Below are 16925 nucleotides of genomic sequence, written 5' to 3' on the forward strand. Positions count from 1 at the left end.
AGGTGCGACCCTCCTCAGCAGGCCGATGGAGCCTGGCAGTACTCGTCGTGATCGTGGCGCTGATCGTCGCGATCTGGCCGCGTGACCGCGCGGAGACCCCCACCACCGGATCCACCTCCGCCACGACGTCGGCGGCACCCGTCGACCGCCGGCCCCAGGACACCCCCGACGCACTGGCCCCACTGCGGGCGGAAGCCGCGTTGAATCCGTGTCCGCAGCCGGGCGTGTCGCCCCCGGATCCGCAGGCGCCGATCGCCGGACTGGTCCTCGAATGCGTCGGCGACGGCTCCACCGTGGATCTCGCCGCGGCCCTCGCCGGACGGCCTGCCGTCGTCAATCTCTGGGCGTGGTGGTGCGCCCCCTGCGCCGAGGAACTGCCGGTGCTGCAGGAGTACGCGGACCGCGCCGGCGATGCCGTCACGGTCCTGACCGTGCACACCGACCCCAACGAGAGCAACGCCCTCGGCCGGCTCGCCGACTACGGCGTGCGGCTGCCCGGCGTGCAGGACGGCTCCGGCCGCGTCCAGGCGGCGGTCGGCGCCCCGGCCGTGCTGCCGGTGACGGTGCTGCTGGAGGCCGACGGCACGGTCGCCGCCGTGCTGCCCCGCCCGTTCCGTTCCGCCGACGAGGTCGCCGAGGTCGTCCGCGAGCATCTGGGGGTGGCGGCATGATCCCCGCATGGCTGCGGCGCCTCGCCGCGTCGAACCCCGCCGACCCGCACGGCGACAACCCGATCCTCGACCGCCGCGCCCCCGACGGTGCGCGCGTGCGCCAGGCGTCGGTGCTGGTGCTGTTCGGCGGGTCCCCCGAACCCGATCCGCTGGCGCGCGGCGGACTGCCGCACGACGCCGACGTGCTGCTCACCCAGCGTGCGGCCACCCTCCGTCAGCACAGCGGGCAGGTCGCCTTCCCCGGTGGCGCCGCCGATCCGGGGGACTACGGCCCAATCCACACCGCCCTGCGCGAGGCGGAGGAGGAGACCGGCCTGGACCCCACCGGCATCCGCCCCCTCGCGGTGCTGCCCGAACTGTTCATTCCGCCCTCCGGTTTCGAGGTGACACCCGTGGTCGCCTACTGGGAGACCCCGAGTCCCGTCGGGGTCGTCGACCCGGGTGAGGCGACCCGCGTGGTGCGCGTGTCGCTGCACGAGCTGCTCGATCCGGAGAACCGCTTCCAGGTACGGCACCGGCTCGGCTATCGCGGCCCGGCCTTCCAGGTCGACGGAATGCTGGTCTGGGGTTTCACCGCGGGCGTGCTCGCGGGGCTGTTCGCGGCTTCGGGGTGGGAGATCGAATGGGATCACCACGACGTCCGTGATCTCGACGTGGTGCTGGCGGAGCTGGAGACGGGGGTGGTCGAGTCGTGACCGGATCGGGCTGGATCGATCTGATCATCGTGGTGGTCGTGCTGATCGCGGCGTCCTCGGGACTCCGGCAGGGCGCGGTGGCGTCGGCACTGGCGTTCTTCGGAGTGCTTCTCGGCGCGGTCGCCGGCATCCTCGTCGCGCCGCACGTCCTCGTGCACGTCGACGACGGCCGGCTGCGCATCCTCGCCGGGATCGCGCTGATCGTCGTGCTCGTCGTGGTCGGCGAGGTGGCCGGCATGGTCCTCGGACGTGCCGCGCGCAGCGGCATCCACAGTCCCGGCGCCCGTGCGGTGGACAGCGTCGTCGGTGCCGGGCTGCAGGCCACCGCGGTACTGGTTGCGGCGTGGCTGCTCGCCATCCCGCTGACCGCGACCACCCAGCCCGCGGTCTCCGCGGCGGTGCGCGGCTCGACGGTGCTCGGCACGGTCGACGACCTCGCCCCCGACTGGATGCGGGCGATCCCCAACGAGTTCTCGGCGCTGCTCGACACCTCGGGCCTGCCGGAGGTGATCGGCCCGTTCGGCCGCACCCCGATCGCCGAGGTCGCCGCCCCCGACGCCCGGCTCCTCGAGAGTTCGGTGCCGGCGCAGCTGCAGCCGAGCGTGCTGCGCATCAACGGTGTCGCGCCGAGCTGCCAGAAGGCCCTCGAGGGCTCCGGTTTCGTGGTGGCACCCGAACGTGTCATGACGAACGCCCACGTCGTCGCCGGCACGGCCGCGGTGACCGTCGACACCGCCGGCGGGCCGCTCGACGCGACGGTCGTACTGTTCGATCCGGAGGTGGACGTCGCGATCCTGGCGGTGCCGGGCCTGGTGTCCCAGCCGCTGACCTTCGCGCCGTCGCCCGCCGAGACGGGGGACGACGCCATCGTGCTCGGCTATCCGGGCGGTGGTCCGTACACGGCGAGCGCGGCCCGCATCCGCGAGACGCTCGATCTGCAGGGCCCGGACATCTACCGCGGTGGCACGGTCGAACGCGAGGTGTACACGGTGCGCGGCACGATCCGTCAGGGCAACTCGGGTGGCCCGCTGGTCGACCCGTACGGGCGGGTCCTCGGGATGGTCTTCGGTGCCGCGGTCGACGACTCCGACACCGGCTTCGTGCTCACCTCCGCCGAGGTGAGCCGGCAGCTGCAGATGGCGGGCGGGAACGTGCCCGTCGAGACGGGCGCCTGCATCGTCTGACCGGGCGGATCGCCGGTCAGTCGAGGCCGCGGACGAAGTCGGCGAGCAGCGCCGTCACCGTCTCGTGCTGCTCCTGGTGGGCGTAGTGCCCTGCGTCGTCGACGAACTTCAGGATGCGTCCCGGGGCGTGCCGCACGCAGCGCCGCAGCGTCGACGCGAGCACGTAGGGGTCGAGGGCGCCGTGGAGCTGCAGGATCGGCAGGTCGAGCCGGACGTCCATCGCCTTCATGAAGCGGCGACCGTCCGGCCGCCACTGGCTGCGGAACGCCCAGCGCTGGTATTCGAGGGTCAGGTGCGCGGTGCCGGGGATCCGGATGGCCGTGCGCAGACGGGAGACGACCTCGGTGAACTCGTCGGTGCGGCGCCACTGCGGACCGCACCGCAACCGCATGAGCCGCTCGATCTCCAGGCCGTCGTCGCGGACCAGTTTCCGTTCCGGGCGCCACGGCAGCTGGTACGCGAGGAAGGTGGGTAGCAGCGCCTTGCGCTGGGCCCGGTCGCGCAGCGTCGCGTCGCGCAGCGAGATGGGATGCGGGGAGTCGACGACGGCGATCGCCCGCACCAGCGTCGGGTGCAGCACCGCCGTCGCCCAGCACACGAGCCCACCGTCGGCGTGCCCGACGAGGATCGCCTCGGTGTGGCCGAGCGCCCGGATCAGCCCGGCGATGTCGTCGGAGAGGGTCCACCCGTCGTAACCGCGCGGCGGTTTGTCGGTGTCGCCGTAGCCGCGCAGGTCCACGGCGACGGCCCGGTAGCCGAGATCGGCGAAGGCCGTGAGCTGGTGACGCCACGACCACCACAGGTCGGCGAAGCCGTGCACGAACACCACGAGCGGGGTGTCGGGATCCTGCGGGCCCGCTTCGACGGCGTGGAACCGGATGCCGTTGGCGCGGATGTCTCGATGTGTCCACGGCCCGGGATATCGGACCGTGGACGGATCGGGAACGGACAAGTCGGCTCCGCGGTCAGCGACGTGAGACCGGGGCACCGGCTCCGGCAGCGTCCTGTCCGTCGTGGTGCGTCGGCAGGACGGTCGCGGTCGCCTTGAGCGAATCGATCGTCTTGTTCGGTGCGCGGAGCTTGCGCACCCGCAGATAGCCGATCAGGGCCAGCAGGCCGGTCACCACCAGCATGAGCAGGAAGACGATGAGGAAGGCGAGCCACCGCGCCACCCACACGTCGAGGAGTTCGGCGAGGAAGAAGAAGAAGAAGAACGAACTGAAGGCCAGGACGGTGAGCGCGAGAATGAAGAACAGGCTGCCCTGGATGCCCTTCTTGACCTCACCGGTCACCTCGGCCTTCGCGAGCTGCACCTCGGCCCGGAAGAGGGTCGACACCTGGGCCGCGGCGTCGCGGACGAGCTCACCGATGCTGGCGTCCCGTGGTGTCGGAGCGTCCACCTTCGACAACGGAATACCCGAGATGCTCGACGGGACTCCGTTCTCCGGACGATTCGCGTTCGTCACGCTCACTACTCGACCCCTTCGGTTGTTTCGTTCCGTTGGCGGTGGGCGCGCCCACGTCGTAACAGTAGCGTCGACCCCAGGACGGACGCGATCAAAGAGGTCACCAGTACGGCGGCCTTGGCGATCTCGGCGGGTTCGCCGCCGTGGATGTCGCCGAGCGAGAGTTCGGCGATGAGCAGGCTCACCGTGAAACCGATGCCGCCGATGACGGCGAGCGCGAGCACGTCGCCCCACATCAGACCCGTGGGGCGGGTCGCGAGACCGAGCCGGATCGCGACGAAGGTGGCACCGAAGATGCCGATCGTCTTACCGACGAGCAGGCCGAGGACGACGGACAGGCCCACCGGATCGGTGAACACCTTGCCGAGCATCTCGGCGCCGATGGGCACACCCGAGGCGAACAGGGCGAAGACCGGGACGCACAGACCCGCGGACCACGGCTGGATGCGGTGGGCCAGGCGCTCGGCGGGCGCGTAGTCCTCGCCGGGGTCGGGGTGGACGCGGGTGAGCAGGCCGAGGAGGACGCCGGCGACGGTCGCGTGGATGCCGGCCTGGTGCATGGCGTACCAGGTGAACACCGCGATCGGGATGTAGAGCAGGGGGGTGGTGATGCGGCGTTGCTGCGCGAACCAGTACACCGCGGCCGCGGCCACCGTGGCGAGCAGCCACACGACGGCGAGACCCGAGGTGAACAGGATCGCGATGAGGGCGATGCCGATGAGGTCGTCGACCACGGCCAGGCTCAGCAGGAACACCCGCGCGCTGGTGGGGATCCGCGAGCCGGTCAGGGCGAGCACGCCGAGCGCGAAGGCGATGTCGGTCGCGACGGGGATCGCCCAGCCGCGGTCCATGCCCGGGGCGCCCCAGCCGACGACGGCGGCGATGACCGCGGGCATGATCACGCCGCCGCACGCGGCGATGACGGGCAGGATCGCCTTCTTCCGTTCGGCGAGTTCACCGACGACGAGTTCGCGTTTGAGTTCGAGGCCGGCGACGAAGAAGAAGACGGCGAGCAGGGCGTCCTTGGCCCAGTCGCCGAGTGTCAGGTGCAGATGCAGGGATTCCGGTCCGACGGCGAAGTCCCGCAGCGCGACGTAGGAGTCGCCGAGAGGGGAGTTGATCCAGATCAGGGCTATCGCTGCGGCGATGAGCAGCAGTGCGCCCCCGACCGTCTCGGTGCGGAGGAAACGACCGAGCGGAGCGGTCCAGGTGGGCGTCGAGGTGTCGGACACGTGGGTCTTTCGGGTCGATGGATACGGGTACGGCCGAGCCGCCGCCGACCAGACTTCCCGGCACACCCCGGGAGGAGTCTAACGGTGTTCGGGGTGGGCACGTGAGGGTGTCCGATTTGCGGGGGGAGGAAACCGGGGTGTTCACTTTCCTATTAGTTGGGATTCTTTCTCACCATATGGTTCCTAGTCCTGGAGTTGGTTCAGTGAGTACATCCGTCGGGCTCGGCGACGACGACTCCTCCGTCGTCGCCGGAGTGCCGCGCAGTCGCATCGTCGTGGCGAGCATGGTCGGCACGTCCATCGAGTTCTACGACTTCTACATCTATGCGACGGCCGCCGTTTCCGTCTTCCCCCATCTGTTCTTCCCGAAGGGCAACGAGACCACCGCGCTGCTGGCCTCCCTTGCGACCTTCGGTATCGCCTTCGTGGCGCGGCCGGTCGGGTCGATCGTCTTCGGGCACTTCGGCGACCGCATCGGCCGCAAGGCCACGCTCGTCGGCTCCCTGCTGACGATGGGTATCGCGACCTTCCTCATCGGTCTGCTGCCCACCTACCACCAGGTCGGCCTCGTCGCGCCGGCGCTGCTCGCCCTCATGCGGTTCTGCCAGGGCCTCGGTCTCGGCGGGGAATGGTCCGGTGCGGCGCTGCTCGCCACCGAGACCGCCGAACCCGGCAAACGCGCCTGGGCGGCGATGTGGCCGCAGCTCGGCGCCCCCATCGGTTTCATCGGCGCCAACGGCTTGTTCCTGATCATGACGCTGCTGCTCGGGCACGACAATTCCGATCCGGACCTGTCCAGCGCGTTCCTGCAGTGGGGCTGGCGCATCCCGTTCCTGCTCAGCGCGATCATGGTGATCATCGGCCTGTACGTGCGTCTGAAGCTGGAGGAGACCCCGGTCTTCGCGAAGGCCGTCGCCGAGGGGAAGAAGGTCAAGACCCCGCTCGCCGAGGTGTTCAGGACCAGCTGGCGTCAGCTGATCATCGGCACGTTCGTCATGCTCGCGACGTACACGCTCTTCTACATCATGACCACCTGGGTGCTCAGCTTCGGCACCGGCAAGACCCCCGCCGAGGGCGGTCACGGCGCCGGCTTCCAGTACTCGGACTTCCTGGTGCTGCAGCTGATCGCGGTGCTGTTCTTCGCCGCGGCCGTGCCCCTCGCCGGCTGGCTCGCCGACCGCTACGGCCGCCGCTCCACGCTGCTGGTCGTCACTGCCGCGATCATGGTCTTCGGCCTGTGCTTCCAGCTCCTGCTGTCGGGTGACGGCATGGGCTCGGGTCGGATGCTGTTCTTCCTGATCGTCGGCATGCTGCTCATGGGCCTGACCTTCGGTCCGCAGAGCGCGATCCTGCCCGAGCTGTTCCCCACCAACGTCCGCTACACGGGCTCCGGCATCGCCTACAACGTGTCGAGCATCCTCGGCGCGGCCGTGGCCCCGTTCATCGCGACGTGGCTGGCCACGACCTACGGCGTCGGCTGGGTCGGCATCTACCTGCTGGTGGCGGCGTCGACGACCTTCGTGGCGCTGCTCGTGGTGAAGGAGACCCGCGACCGGGCGCTCGACGAGGTCTGATCCCCACACCCGCACGAGGCCTCCCGATCCGGACGGATCGGGAGGCCCCTGTCGTTGCTGTGGACTGTCGTTGCTGTGGACGTGCAGATCAGGTGAGCTTGTTCCCGCAGTTGGAGCAGAAGTTCTCGTTGCCGCGACGTTCGGTGCCGCAGGACGAACAGAACCGGCCTGCCTGCGGGGGCGTCGACGAGTTCTGGGCCGGCGCGCTCGGCGGGGTCTGCAGGTTCTGCAGGGTGATCGGCGGCGTGTACCCCGCCGGGAGCTGGGAGAAGGCCTTGATCTCCACATCCGGCGACTGCGCACCCGGCGTCTGCACTCCCGGCGTCTGGCCCCCGGGGGTCGGTGCACCCGGGGTGTGGACGCCGTGGACGGGCATGCCGTGCTGTGGCTGCTGTGCGCCGCCGACCGGCGGAACCGGGCCGGAACCGGGAGCACCGTGGAAACCGACGGCCGCAGGGGCCGGGGTGTTGCGGCGGTTGCGCATCATCAGGAAACCGCCGAGCGCGGCGACGACCACGACCGCGGCGCCGGTCCCGCCGAGCACCAGCGGCAGCGACGAGGAGGAGCCGGAGGACGCCGCGTCGCCGTACTGGTCGCGCAGGCGCACGGCGTCGGACTTGAGGTTCGAGATACCGGGGTAGCCGGGGGACATGGCGAGGACGGAATCGAAGCCCTCGATGGCCTCGGTGTAGCGGCCCTCGTAGTAGTCGGTGAGCGCCTCGCGGTAGCGCTCGTCGGCCGGGCCGAGCTGGGCGGTGATGCCGCGGGCGGCGAGCAGTTCCTCGAGACCGCTCGACGGGGCGATGAAGTTGAACGCCTGGCTCTCACCCGAGGGGCCGAAGCTGTTCAGGCCGATGACCCGGCCCTCGAGGTCGACGGTCGGGCCGCCGCTCATGCCGCCGGACAGGGCCGCGTCGGTCTCGTAGAACGGGACGGTGCCGGAGGTCTTCTTCGCGCTGACCTTGCCGCTCTTGTTGGTCGGTTCGAGGGTGGGATCGGTGACTCCCGCGGTGCTGCCGGGGAAGCCCACCGACAGCACGGGCGTCCCGATCGCGACGTCGTCGTCGCTCGCGAGCAGCGAGGAGGGCAGGTCGTCGCGCTGCACCTTGAGCAGGGCGACGTCGCCCTGCTGCAGCGGGCGGAACTCGATGACACTGGCGGGCAGGGTCTCCGCGACATTGCCTTCACCGAAGTACACGGAGATGTCGAGGGCCGGGTCGGATCCGCCCTTCTCGCCCTCGACGGTGAAGCTGCCGTCGACGAAGGCAGCGAGTTCGTCGGGGTCCCAGTCCATGTTGGCGGCGTAGATGTCGGCGAACGCCGTGTCGAGCAGCATGCTGCGGACGTCGTCCACGCAGTGGCCGGCCGTCGCGACCCATCCGTCGGGGTTCACGACGAAGCCGGTGCAGGTCCAGCTGGCCTGGTAGGGCGCGGTGTCGAAGAGCTCCCCGTCGGGCATGCGGAGCCAGCCGGTCGTGGTGGCCTCGATGTACACGGTGGCCGGACGGATCAGGGCGGCGGCGCGCTGCTCCGGGTTGACCGCGGGGCGGGTGGCGTTGTCCTCTGCCAGCGCGGTGCCCGGGGATGCGCTGAGCAGACCGAGTGCGAGTACCGCACCCGCAGCGAATCGGCGTGACGTACTGCGTCCTGATCCGGACATGGGTCCTCCGAACGAACAGTGAAGAAAGATGTGGACGGCGCGGCGTCACACATGACTTCGGCTTCGAATGATTCCTGCGAGGCAGCGCCGTTCGATTACCGGCCAAGAGTAGGCCCAAGAATCAGCAAGGCCAATGGGACAAATCGAATAGTGTTCCCGGTTCCAATGGGTCCGAAACGTACTTTGGGACAATTCATAAGTAACGCGACGTGAAGTAGGTATGAATACGCAGACGCGGCCCGCTCCTTCAGGAGCGGGCCGCGTCGGTGCGGAGGAAAGCGGTCCGGGCTACTTGCCGCGGATCGCGTCGAAGACCGCCGGATCGACCAGCGTCGAGGTGTCGCCGAGCTCGCGGCCCTCGGCGACGTCGCGCAGCAGACGCCGCATGATCTTGCCGGAGCGGGTCTTCGGCAGCTCCGGCACCACCGTGATCTGGCGCGGCTTGGCGATCGGGGAGATCTCCACTGCGACGTGATCGCGCAGTTCCTTGATCAGCTGCTCGCCCGTGTTCTCGACGTGCTCGCGCAGGATCACGAACGCCACGATGCCCTGACCGGTGGTCTCGTCGGAGGCGCCGACGACGGCGGCCTCGGCGATCGCCGGATGCGACACCAGCGCCGACTCGACCTCGGAGGTGGAGATGCGGTGACCGGAGACGTTCATGACGTCGTCCACGCGGCCGAGCACCCACAGCGCGCCGTCCTCGTCGTAGCGGGCACCGTCACCGGCGAAGTACCAGCCCTGCTCGGCGTAGCGCGACCAGTAGGTCTCGCGGTAACGCTCGCTGTCGCCCCAGATACCGCGCAGCATCGACGGCCACGGCTGGTCGAGCACCAGATAACCGTTGCCGCCCGCCCCGAGCGGATTGGCCTCGTCGTCGACGATCTTCGCGGAGATGCCGGGCAGCGGCGCCATCGCCGAACCGGGCTTGGTGGCCGTGATGCCGGGCAGCGGCGAGATCATGATCGCGCCGGTCTCGGTCTGCCACCAGGTGTCGACGATCGGGGCCTTGCCGGCGCCGATGACCTCGCGGTACCAGCGCCAGGCCTCCGGGTTGATCGGCTCGCCCACCGAGCCGAGCAGACGGATCGACGACAGGTCGTGTGCATCGGGGATCTCCCGGCCCCACTTCATGAACGTGCGGATCAGCGTCGGGGCGGTGTAGTAGATCGACACCCCGTACTTCTCGATGATCTCGAAGTGCCGGTGCTCGTTCGGCGAGTTCGGGGTGCCTTCGTAGACCACCTGCGTCACGCCGTTGCTCAGCGGGCCGTAGACGATGTAGGAGTGCCCGGTGACCCAGCCGATGTCGGCGGTGCACCAGTACACGTCCTGGCCAGGCTTGTGGTCGAAGACGTAGTGGTGGGTGTACGACGCCTGGGTCAGGTAACCACCCGAGGTGTGGATGATGCCCTTGGGCTTACCGGTGGTGCCCGAGGTGTACAGGATGAACAGCGGGTGCTCGGAATCGAACGGCTGCGCGGTGTGCTCCGGCGAGGCCTTCTCCACCGTCTCGTGCCACCACAGATCACGGCCCTCGGTCCAGGCGACGTCGATACCGGTGCGACGCACCACCAGCACGTGCTCGACCGACTCGGCGCCGGCGACGGCCTCGTCGGCGGCGGCCTTCAGCGGTGCGGCCTGGCCACGGCGCCACTGGCCGTCGACGGTGACCACGAGCTTGGCCTGTGCGTCGTCGATGCGTGAGCGCAGCGCGGAGGCGGAGAAGCCACCGAAGACGACCGAATGGGTCAGGCCCAGCCGCGCGCAGGCGAGCATCGTCACGATGGCCTCGGGGATCATCGGCATGTAGATCGCCACCCGGTCACCGGCGACGAGGCCGAGCTCGGTGAAGGCGTTCGCCGCGCGGGAGACCTCCGCGAGCAGGTCGTTGTAGGTCAGGGAACGGCTGTCGCCGGGCTCACCCTCGAAGTGGATGGCCACCCGGTCGCCGTTGCCGGCCTCGACGTGCCGGTCGACGCAGTTGTAGGCGACGTTGAGCTGCCCGCCGACGAACCACTTCGCGAACGGAGCGTCCGACCAATCGAGCACCTCGGTCCACGGCGTCGCCCAGTCCAGCCGCTTCGCCTGCTCGGCCCAGAACGCCAGCCGGTCGGCGTCCGCGGCAGCCTGCAGTTCGGGACCGGCATTGGCCGTGGCGGCGAACTCCGGGCTCGGCGGGTACGCCTTCGATTCGTGCTCCTGGGCTGCGCTCGTCATACTGCGGGCCTTTCCGGGTCGTTCGGTGTTTCTTGCGCTTGTGAGCGTAGTCACCTGTGACTCGGGCCGCACCGTTGCATCGGGCTGCAACCCCGTCACAGTCGCCGATCGGTTGCTTTCACGCGACGAACGGCCTGTGTGCACACCGGGGGAACCACTCGTCCGGAAGCCGGGGCCTCGACTGTACCGTCGTGCACGTGACCGACCCGCTTCAGCCCCTCGTCGACCTCCCGGGCGTACGCGACGCCGCCGACCGCGCCCGCGACGCCCTCGCGGAGGTGCACCGTCACCGCACCAACCGGCGCGGCTGGGCCAACACCGCGGCGGAGGCGTCGGTGCGCGCGGCGCGAGCGTCGGCGGCGATCGACGGCGGCTCGATGGAGTTGCCGCAGCCGGGGGAGAAGGGCGACCCGATCCTCGCCGGGGCACTGCGGGTCGCGCAGTCGCTCGACGGCGACGCACTCGCCAACTCGGTGGCGACCTGGCGCCGCGCACCTCTGCAGGCGCTGGCCCGGCTCCACGTCCTCGCGGCCGCCGACCTCGTCGACGATGCGGAACGGCTCGGCCGCCCACGCGTCGAGCCGGGTGTCGGGGAGCGTCTCGATGCCCTCGCCCAGCTCGTCACCGGGGGAACCGGCGCACCGGCCCCGGTGCTCGCCGCCGTGGTGCACGGTGAACTCGCCGTGCTGAAACCCTTCGGGGTGGCCGACGGGATCGTGGCCCGGGCCGCGGCCCGGCTGGTGTGTGTCGCGTCGGGGCTCGATCCCCGCAATCTCGGGGTCCCCGAGGTGCACTGGATGCGCCGCGTGCCGGCCTATCGCGACGGGCTGGAGGGCTTCGCGTCGGGCACGGCCGAGGGCGTCGGCGGCTGGGTGCTGTTCTGCTGCGGGTCGCTCGAGGCCGGTGCCCGGGAGGCCGGCTCCATCGCCGAGGCGTTCGCGGGCTGACCGACCGAAACCTCCTGCGGTTCAGCTCTTCTCGCGTATACGAAAGCGGGTGGCTCATCGATCGGAATCGATGTCGCCACCCGCTAGCACGGGCGGTCCGGGTTACCATGCGTGCTGAAATGGGTTGTGTTTCAACGGCCTCGGCGATCATCCGGTGTCGCCGATTCGGTCCTCGCAACGGGTGCGAGGTCTTCGTCGAGGACGGTCCGGAGTCGCAGGCCCACAAACCTCGTGCCCTTATAGTGGCATCGGCTTCGCGTGGGTACTCGGTGTCCGTGCTGGGAAGTCCGGTCGGGAGATCGAATCTTCTCTTCCGATTCGCTCTTGGCCTTCCGTCCTTCCGTAACTCCTTTGTACCCCGCTGTGGGAGTGTCGGCAAGCCCCAAAATCCGGTGTGTTGCAGATGCTCTCGCCGGCGCTCCGGGGAGGGGTCAGTGGGTCCGTCGCTGCGCGAGACGACGTGTGGCACCGAGGATCAGGACCGTCGCGCCGAGGGTGGCAGCGAGTGTCACCAGCGCGCGCAACGACGGCCGTGCGCGTCGGCCGAGCGGAACCGGCCGAGCGAAAATCAAGATCGGCCAGTCGTTTTCGACGGCCGCGCGGCGGAGGGGACGGTCGGGGTTCACGACGCGGGGATTGCCGACCTCCTGCAGCATCGGCAGGTCCGTGGCCGAATCCGAGTACGCGTAACTGCGTGAGAGGTCGTAACCGTACCGCTCGGCCATCTCGCGGATCGCCACCGCCTTCGCCTCGCCGAAGCAGTAGAACTCGACCTCGCCCGCGTACCGTCCGTCGACGATCCGCATCCGGCTGCCGGTACTGTGCTCGGCACCGAGTGTCCGGGCGATCGGCTCGACCACCTCCTGCCCCGAGGCCGACACGATGATCACGTCGTGTCCGCGGGCACGGTGGTCGGCGATGAGGTCCTGCGCCTCCGCGTACACGAGCGGGGTCACCACGTCCTGCAGGGTCTTGTCCACGATCGACCTGATCTGCTCGACGTCCCAGCCGTTGCACATCCGCGCGATGTGCTCGCGCATCCGGTCCACGCGCGCCTGGTCGGCGGCGGACAGCATGTACAGGAGTTGCGCGTACAGACTCTGCAGCACCGCCCGGCGGCTGAGCAGACCCTCCTCGAAGAACGGGCGGGTGAAGGCCAGCACGCTGGACTTCGCGACCACGGTCTTGTCGAGGTCGAAGAAGGCGGCGATGCGACCGGGACCCGGGGCACGTGCGGTCGACGGGGCCGTCGTGCTCGGGTCGGCGGGCGCATGAGTCACGTCCCCACAATAGGTGCGGGGCGTTCCCGCCGGGGCGCGAGACCGCGCGCCGCGTCGAAGTTGAGCTTGCAACCATCTGTGCTCGACGGTGTACTATCGCGAATGCCCGGATTCGGTTCGGGTTGTGTTCAGCCCGACCCCCCGGGGCTGAACGCAGACGGCCCTCGCCTCCTCCCCCCTGGCGAGGGCTGTCGTCTGTTCTGGGCACTTTCTCTTCTCCGTGCATCCTGCCTCGCTGCGCTGCCGGCGACCGTGCGCGCAGCCGAGTTGTCCACAGGGCGCCGATTCATCCACAGATCCGCCGGTCCGGGTGCTTTCCGGACCGGAATCGGCCCCGCAGGCGGCACGCTGTCCGCCATGAACGACATCCTCGGCCTGATCGACGACCCCGCGCTCGTCGCGGACCTGCGTCGCGTCGCCGCCGCGGCCGACCGCGCGCTCCACGAGGCGTCCCCGCCGGTACCACGGCGGATGTGGACCGACGCCGCGATCGTCGTCCTTGACCGGGCCGCGGCCACGGTGTGTGCCGCCGAGCATCCCCGCCGGCCCGGCGTCGTGCTGGTGTGTTCGGGACCGGCAGACCTGGACGAATGGCAGGCTGCCGCCACCGTGGGCGCCGAGCACGTCCTCGCGCTGCCGGACGACGAGGTGGAGCTGCTCGCGCTCGTCTCGGCGGCCGGTGAACCCGCCGCGGGCAGCGGCGTCGCCCTCACCGTCGTCGGCGGATGCGGCGGCGCCGGGGCCTCCACCTTCGCAGCCGCGCTCGCCTGGACCCCAGGTCACGACACCCTGCTCGTCGACGCCGATCCGTTCGGCGGTGGTCTCGACGTCCTCACCGGTCTCGAGGAACGCCCCGGCGTGCGATGGTCCGGCGTCACCGTGGACGGCGGACGCGTCTCCGCCCGGGCCCTGCGCGACGCCGCCCCGGCCTGGCGGCCCGGAGTCGGTGTGCTCTCCACCGACCGTGAGGCCGCCGACCGGCTCACTCCCGCCGCGGCCGGCGCGGTGGTGGAGGCCCTGAAGGGCGCCGGGACGACGGTCGTCTGCGATGTCGGCCGCTGCTTCGGCCCGGTGGCCGAGACCGTGCTCGCCCTGTCCGACCTCACGGTCGTCGTGACCCCCGCCCGCGTCGGAGCAGCACTGTCCGCGGCGCGGGTCGCGGGGCGTCTCCTCGAACGGGGAGATCCCGCCGGGCTGGTCGTGCGCGGCCCGGCACCCGGCGGTCTGCGTGCCGAGGACGTGGCCGACGTCGTGGGACTCGACCTGCTCGCCTCGATGCGCCCCGAGCCGGGACTCGCCGAGATGCTCGAACGCGGCGGACTGCGGCTGCGGTCGAGATCACCGCTGGCCGCAGCCGCCCGGGACGTGCTGGCCACCCTCTCCACCCGCCTCGTCCCGAGGCGGGTGGCATGAGCGACATCCTCGACGGCGACCTGCTCGGCCGGGTGCGCGACCGGCTCGCCGACGAAGCGGGTGAACTCACCCCGGCCCGGGTGGCCGCGGCGCTGCGCGCCGAGTCGGGCGGGGTTCTGGGCGACTCCGACCTGCTCGCGGCCCTGCGGCACCTGCAGACCGAGCTCAGCGGCGCCGGTCCGCTGGAGAGCCTGCTGGCCGACCCCGCCGTCACCGATGTGCTGGTCACCGCCCCCGACCGGGTGTGGGTGGACCGCGGCAGCGGCCTGCACCTGACCGACGTCGTGTTCCCCGACGAGGCCGCGGTCCGGCGTCTCGCCCAGCGCCTGGCGTTGTTCGCGGGCCGGCGCCTCGACGACGCCCAGATGTGGGTGGACGGCCGCCTGCCGGGGCACGGCGAGTTCGGGGTGCGGCTGCACGCCGTCCTCTCACCGGTCGCGCAGGGCGGCACGTGCCTGTCGCTGCGGGTGCTGCGTCCGGCCACGCAGGGACTCGAGGCGCTGCGCGATCGGGGCGCGGTGGACGAGGACGCCTACCGATTGCTGCGACGCATCGTGCGGGCGCGGCTCGCCTTCCTGATCGTCGGAGGCACCGGCGCGGGGAAGACGACTCTGCTCGCGGCGCTGCTGGGAGCGGTCGACGCGACCGAGCGCATCGTGTGCGTCGAGGACGCCGCCGAGCTGGTGCCGGCTCACCCGCACGTGGTGCGGCTCGTCGCGCGGGCCCCCAACGTGGAGGGCGTCGGGGAGGTCACCGTCCGTGATCTCGTCCGGCAGGCGCTGCGGATGCGTCCCGACCGCATCGTCATCGGGGAGGTACGGGGCGCGGAGGTCGTCGACCTGCTCACCGCGCTGAACACCGGGCACGACGGCGGGGCCGGAACCGTGCACGCCAACTCGCCCGACGAGGTCCCGGCCCGGCTCGAGGCGCTCGCCGCCCTCGGTGGGCTCGACCGCGTCGCGCTGCACAGCCAGCTCGTCGCGGCGGTGCAGGTGATCCTGCACGTCCACCGGGGCGCCGACGGGGTGCGGCGGCTGGCGCAGATCGGGGTGGTCGAACGCGACCCGGTGTCCGGAGTGATCGTCGCCCCGGCCTGGACCCACGCGCACGGTCCGGGGGACGGGATGGAGAGACTCGAGACCCTGCTGCGTCGTCGGGAGGCACCGTGACCGCGACCGTGCTCTGCCTGGCGGCAGCGCTGTGTCTCGTCCCGGACCGGCCCGCGGCCGAGCGGTTGCGACGCGACCGGCCTCGTCGGGGTGGATCTGCGCGACGGCGGCCGCCGCGACCCGCCCTCCTCGGCCTCGCCGCCGCGGCGGGCCTCGTCGCGGTGCTGTGGGTCGGTGTCGCCCCCGCGCTCGCCGCCACGATCGTGGCCGGCACGACCTGGCGACGCCTGCACGCCCGCCGCCGGGACACCGCCCTCGACGGTCACCGCCGCGCGCTGCTGTCGGGTCTGGACACCGTGATCGCCGACCTGAGGGTCGGCACCCATCCCGCCGAGGCGTGCGAGACCGCCGCCCGCGAGACGACCAGTCCCGCCGCCGACGCCTTCCGGATCGCGGCGGCCCGGGCGCGGCTCGGCGGGTCGGCGTCCGACGGACTGCGCGCTCCCACGGACGCGCACGGCCGGAGCGGGATCGCCGAGAGCCTCGACCGCATCGCGGACGTGTGGGCGGTGTCGGAGCGGCACGGTCTGGCCCTCGCCGAACTACTCACCGCCGCCCGGGCCGATCTCGCGGCCCGCATGCGGGTGCGCGCCCGCACCGAGGCCGGACTCGCCGGAGCGCGGGCCACCGCCTCCGTCCTCGCGGGACTGCCCGCGCTCGGCGTGGGGCTCGGGCAGCTCATGGGTGCCGCGCCGCTCGGCATCCTGCTCGCCGGGGGTCTCGGCGGCGCGATGCTCGTCGTGGGTACGGCCCTCGCCTGCGCGGGTCTGCTGTGGACCGACGCGATCGCCGCCCGGGTGGCGGCATGAGCGCCGTGTGGGCGGCGCTGCTCGGCGCGGGCGCGCTCACCGTCGTCCCCGTTCCGGACGCCGCGACGCGGCTCGTCTCGACGAGGGAGTCGGGGGATTCGCCGTCCGGTCCCGGCGCCGGCCCCGACCCGCACGCCCTGCCGGCCGCGTTCGACCTTTTCGCCGCGTGCCTGCGCGCGGGGATGCCGCCCGCCTCGGCGGCGCGCGTGGTCGCGGAGTCGGCGCCACCCGACCTCGCCGCGGCCCTGCGTCGCGGCGCCGACCGTCTGCAACTCGGCGCCGATCCCGCCGAGGCGTGGCAGGGCACCGGTGATTCCGGTGTTCTCGACGACTTCGCGCGGGCTGCACGGCGATCCGCGAAGTCCGGTGCCCCGCTGTCGGAGACCGTGGCCGAACTCGCGAGCCGGCACCGCCAGGAGGAGGAGGATCGGGTCGCGGCGCGGATCGACCGGGCCGGGGTGCTGGTGAGCGGTCCGCTCGGACTGTGTTTCCTGCCCGCCTTCGTCTGTCTCGGCATCGTGCCGGTGGTCGTGGGACTGGCGAGGGACGTGCTGGGGGCCGGGTTGATGTGAGCGTCGGCGCGGAGCGTCCGCGCCGTGGAATGA

At 71.2% G+C, this 16925-nt stretch carries 15 protein-coding genes; 9 read left to right on the forward strand and 6 right to left on the reverse strand.

What is annotated here, in order from left to right:
* Nucleotides 1–2: 2 nt before the first annotated feature.
* The 3 genes from OED52_RS01765 to marP are packed head-to-tail and all read left to right on the forward strand — an operon-like array spanning nt 3 to nt 2550.
* Nucleotides 3–671 (forward strand): TlpA family protein disulfide reductase, encoded by a 669-nt coding sequence (locus OED52_RS01765; RefSeq protein WP_264153000.1) that lies wholly within the window; start codon nt 3–5, stop codon nt 669–671.
* A complete protein-coding gene (locus OED52_RS01770; protein WP_264153001.1) occupies nt 668–1366 on the forward strand; it encodes an NUDIX hydrolase in 699 nt (232 codons plus the stop codon). The genes OED52_RS01765 and OED52_RS01770 overlap by 4 nt, the downstream gene beginning before the upstream one ends.
* Nucleotides 1363–2550, forward strand: a complete 1188-nt coding sequence (gene marP / locus OED52_RS01775; RefSeq protein ID WP_264153002.1) for an acid resistance serine protease MarP — start codon at nt 1363–1365, stop codon at nt 2548–2550. Before OED52_RS01770 ends, marP begins: the two co-directional genes overlap by 4 nt.
* A 16-nt stretch (nt 2551–2566) precedes the next feature.
* Here the strand turns inward: marP and OED52_RS01780 are convergent, their stop codons facing one another.
* Genes OED52_RS01780 through nhaA form a run of 3 tightly spaced genes read right to left on the reverse strand, consistent with a single transcriptional unit; the run spans nt 2567 to nt 5248 of the window.
* On the reverse strand, nt 2567–3502 hold the full coding sequence (locus tag OED52_RS01780; RefSeq protein ID WP_264153003.1) for an alpha/beta fold hydrolase: 936 nt from the start codon (nt 3500–3502) through the stop codon (nt 2567–2569).
* A 13-nt stretch (nt 3503–3515) separates the two neighbouring features.
* Nucleotides 3516–4022: a phage holin family protein gene (locus tag OED52_RS01785; protein WP_264153004.1), complete on the reverse strand. Its 507-nt coding sequence runs from the start codon at nt 4020–4022 to the stop codon at nt 3516–3518.
* Complete coding sequence (nhaA, locus tag OED52_RS01790) at nt 4022–5248, reverse strand: Na+/H+ antiporter NhaA (RefSeq protein WP_264153005.1); 1227 nt, start codon at nt 5246–5248, stop codon at nt 4022–4024. Before nhaA ends, OED52_RS01785 begins: the two co-directional genes overlap by 1 nt.
* 176 nt (nt 5249–5424) lie before the next feature.
* Here nhaA and OED52_RS01795 point away from each other — a divergent pair, with 176 nt between their 5' ends.
* Nucleotides 5425–6822 (forward strand): MFS transporter, encoded by a 1398-nt coding sequence (locus OED52_RS01795; protein ID WP_413247701.1) that lies wholly within the window; start codon nt 5425–5427, stop codon nt 6820–6822.
* Between the two features lie 88 nt (nt 6823–6910).
* Here OED52_RS01795 and OED52_RS01800 read toward each other — a convergent pair whose 3' ends face one another.
* Complete coding sequence (locus tag OED52_RS01800; RefSeq protein WP_264153007.1) at nt 6911–8482, reverse strand: trypsin-like peptidase domain-containing protein; 1572 nt, start codon at nt 8480–8482, stop codon at nt 6911–6913.
* 288 nt (nt 8483–8770) lie between these two features.
* A complete protein-coding gene (acs, locus tag OED52_RS01805; RefSeq protein ID WP_264153008.1) occupies nt 8771–10702 on the reverse strand; it encodes an acetate--CoA ligase in 1932 nt (643 codons plus the stop codon).
* 197 nt (nt 10703–10899) lie between these two features.
* Here acs and OED52_RS01810 point away from each other — a divergent pair, with 197 nt between their 5' ends.
* Nucleotides 10900–11649 (forward strand): Fic family protein, encoded by a 750-nt coding sequence (locus OED52_RS01810; protein WP_264153009.1) that lies wholly within the window; start codon nt 10900–10902, stop codon nt 11647–11649.
* Nucleotides 11650–12080: 431 nt separating this feature from the next.
* Here the strand turns inward: OED52_RS01810 and OED52_RS01815 are convergent, their stop codons facing one another.
* On the reverse strand, nt 12081–12929 hold the full coding sequence (locus OED52_RS01815) for an HAD family hydrolase (RefSeq protein WP_413247702.1): 849 nt from the start codon (nt 12927–12929) through the stop codon (nt 12081–12083).
* Nucleotides 12930–13286: 357 nt separating this feature from the next.
* Between OED52_RS01815 and ssd the strand changes: the two genes are divergently transcribed.
* Genes ssd through OED52_RS01835 form a run of 4 tightly spaced genes read left to right on the forward strand, consistent with a single transcriptional unit; the run spans nt 13287 to nt 16892 of the window.
* A complete protein-coding gene (ssd, locus tag OED52_RS01820) occupies nt 13287–14342 on the forward strand; it encodes a septum site-determining protein Ssd (protein WP_264153010.1) in 1056 nt (351 codons plus the stop codon).
* Nucleotides 14339–15511 carry a TadA family conjugal transfer-associated ATPase gene (locus OED52_RS01825; protein ID WP_264153011.1) on the forward strand — a complete coding sequence of 391 codons (1173 nt, stop codon included), beginning with the start codon at nt 14339–14341 and terminating at the stop codon, nt 15509–15511. The genes ssd and OED52_RS01825 overlap by 4 nt, the downstream gene beginning before the upstream one ends.
* Entirely contained in the window at nt 15508–16320 is an 813-nt protein-coding gene (locus OED52_RS01830; RefSeq protein WP_264153012.1) for a type II secretion system F family protein, read from the forward strand. The genes OED52_RS01825 and OED52_RS01830 overlap by 4 nt, the downstream gene beginning before the upstream one ends.
* On the forward strand, nt 16317–16892 hold the full coding sequence (locus OED52_RS01835; protein WP_264153013.1) for a type II secretion system F family protein: 576 nt from the start codon (nt 16317–16319) through the stop codon (nt 16890–16892). The genes OED52_RS01830 and OED52_RS01835 overlap by 4 nt, the downstream gene beginning before the upstream one ends.
* Nucleotides 16893–16925: the final 33 nt, after the last annotated feature.

The sequence above is a fragment of the Rhodococcus sp. Z13 genome (assembly GCF_025837095.1).
Lineage (GTDB): Bacteria > Actinomycetota > Actinomycetes > Mycobacteriales > Mycobacteriaceae > Rhodococcus > Rhodococcus sacchari.

Bases quoted from the DNA above. Each gene is read 5' to 3' on its own strand.
- OED52_RS01770 (WP_264153001.1), top strand. From the start codon at position 668: ATGATCCCCGCATGGCTGCGGCGCCTCGCCGCGTCGAACCCCGCCGAC.
- OED52_RS01795 (WP_413247701.1), top strand. From the start codon at position 5,425: ATGGTTCCTAGTCCTGGAGTTGGTTCAGTGAGTACATCCGTCGGGCTC.
- OED52_RS01800 (WP_264153007.1), bottom strand. From the start codon at position 8,482: ATGTCCGGATCAGGACGCAGTACGTCACGCCGATTCGCTGCGGGTGCG.
- acs (WP_264153008.1), bottom strand. From the start codon at position 10,702: ATGACGAGCGCAGCCCAGGAGCACGAATCGAAGGCGTACCCGCCGAGC.
- ssd (WP_264153010.1), top strand. From the start codon at position 13,287: ATGAACGACATCCTCGGCCTGATCGACGACCCCGCGCTCGTCGCGGAC.
- OED52_RS01825 (WP_264153011.1), top strand. From the start codon at position 14,339: ATGAGCGACATCCTCGACGGCGACCTGCTCGGCCGGGTGCGCGACCGG.
- OED52_RS01835 (WP_264153013.1), top strand. From the start codon at position 16,317: ATGAGCGCCGTGTGGGCGGCGCTGCTCGGCGCGGGCGCGCTCACCGTC.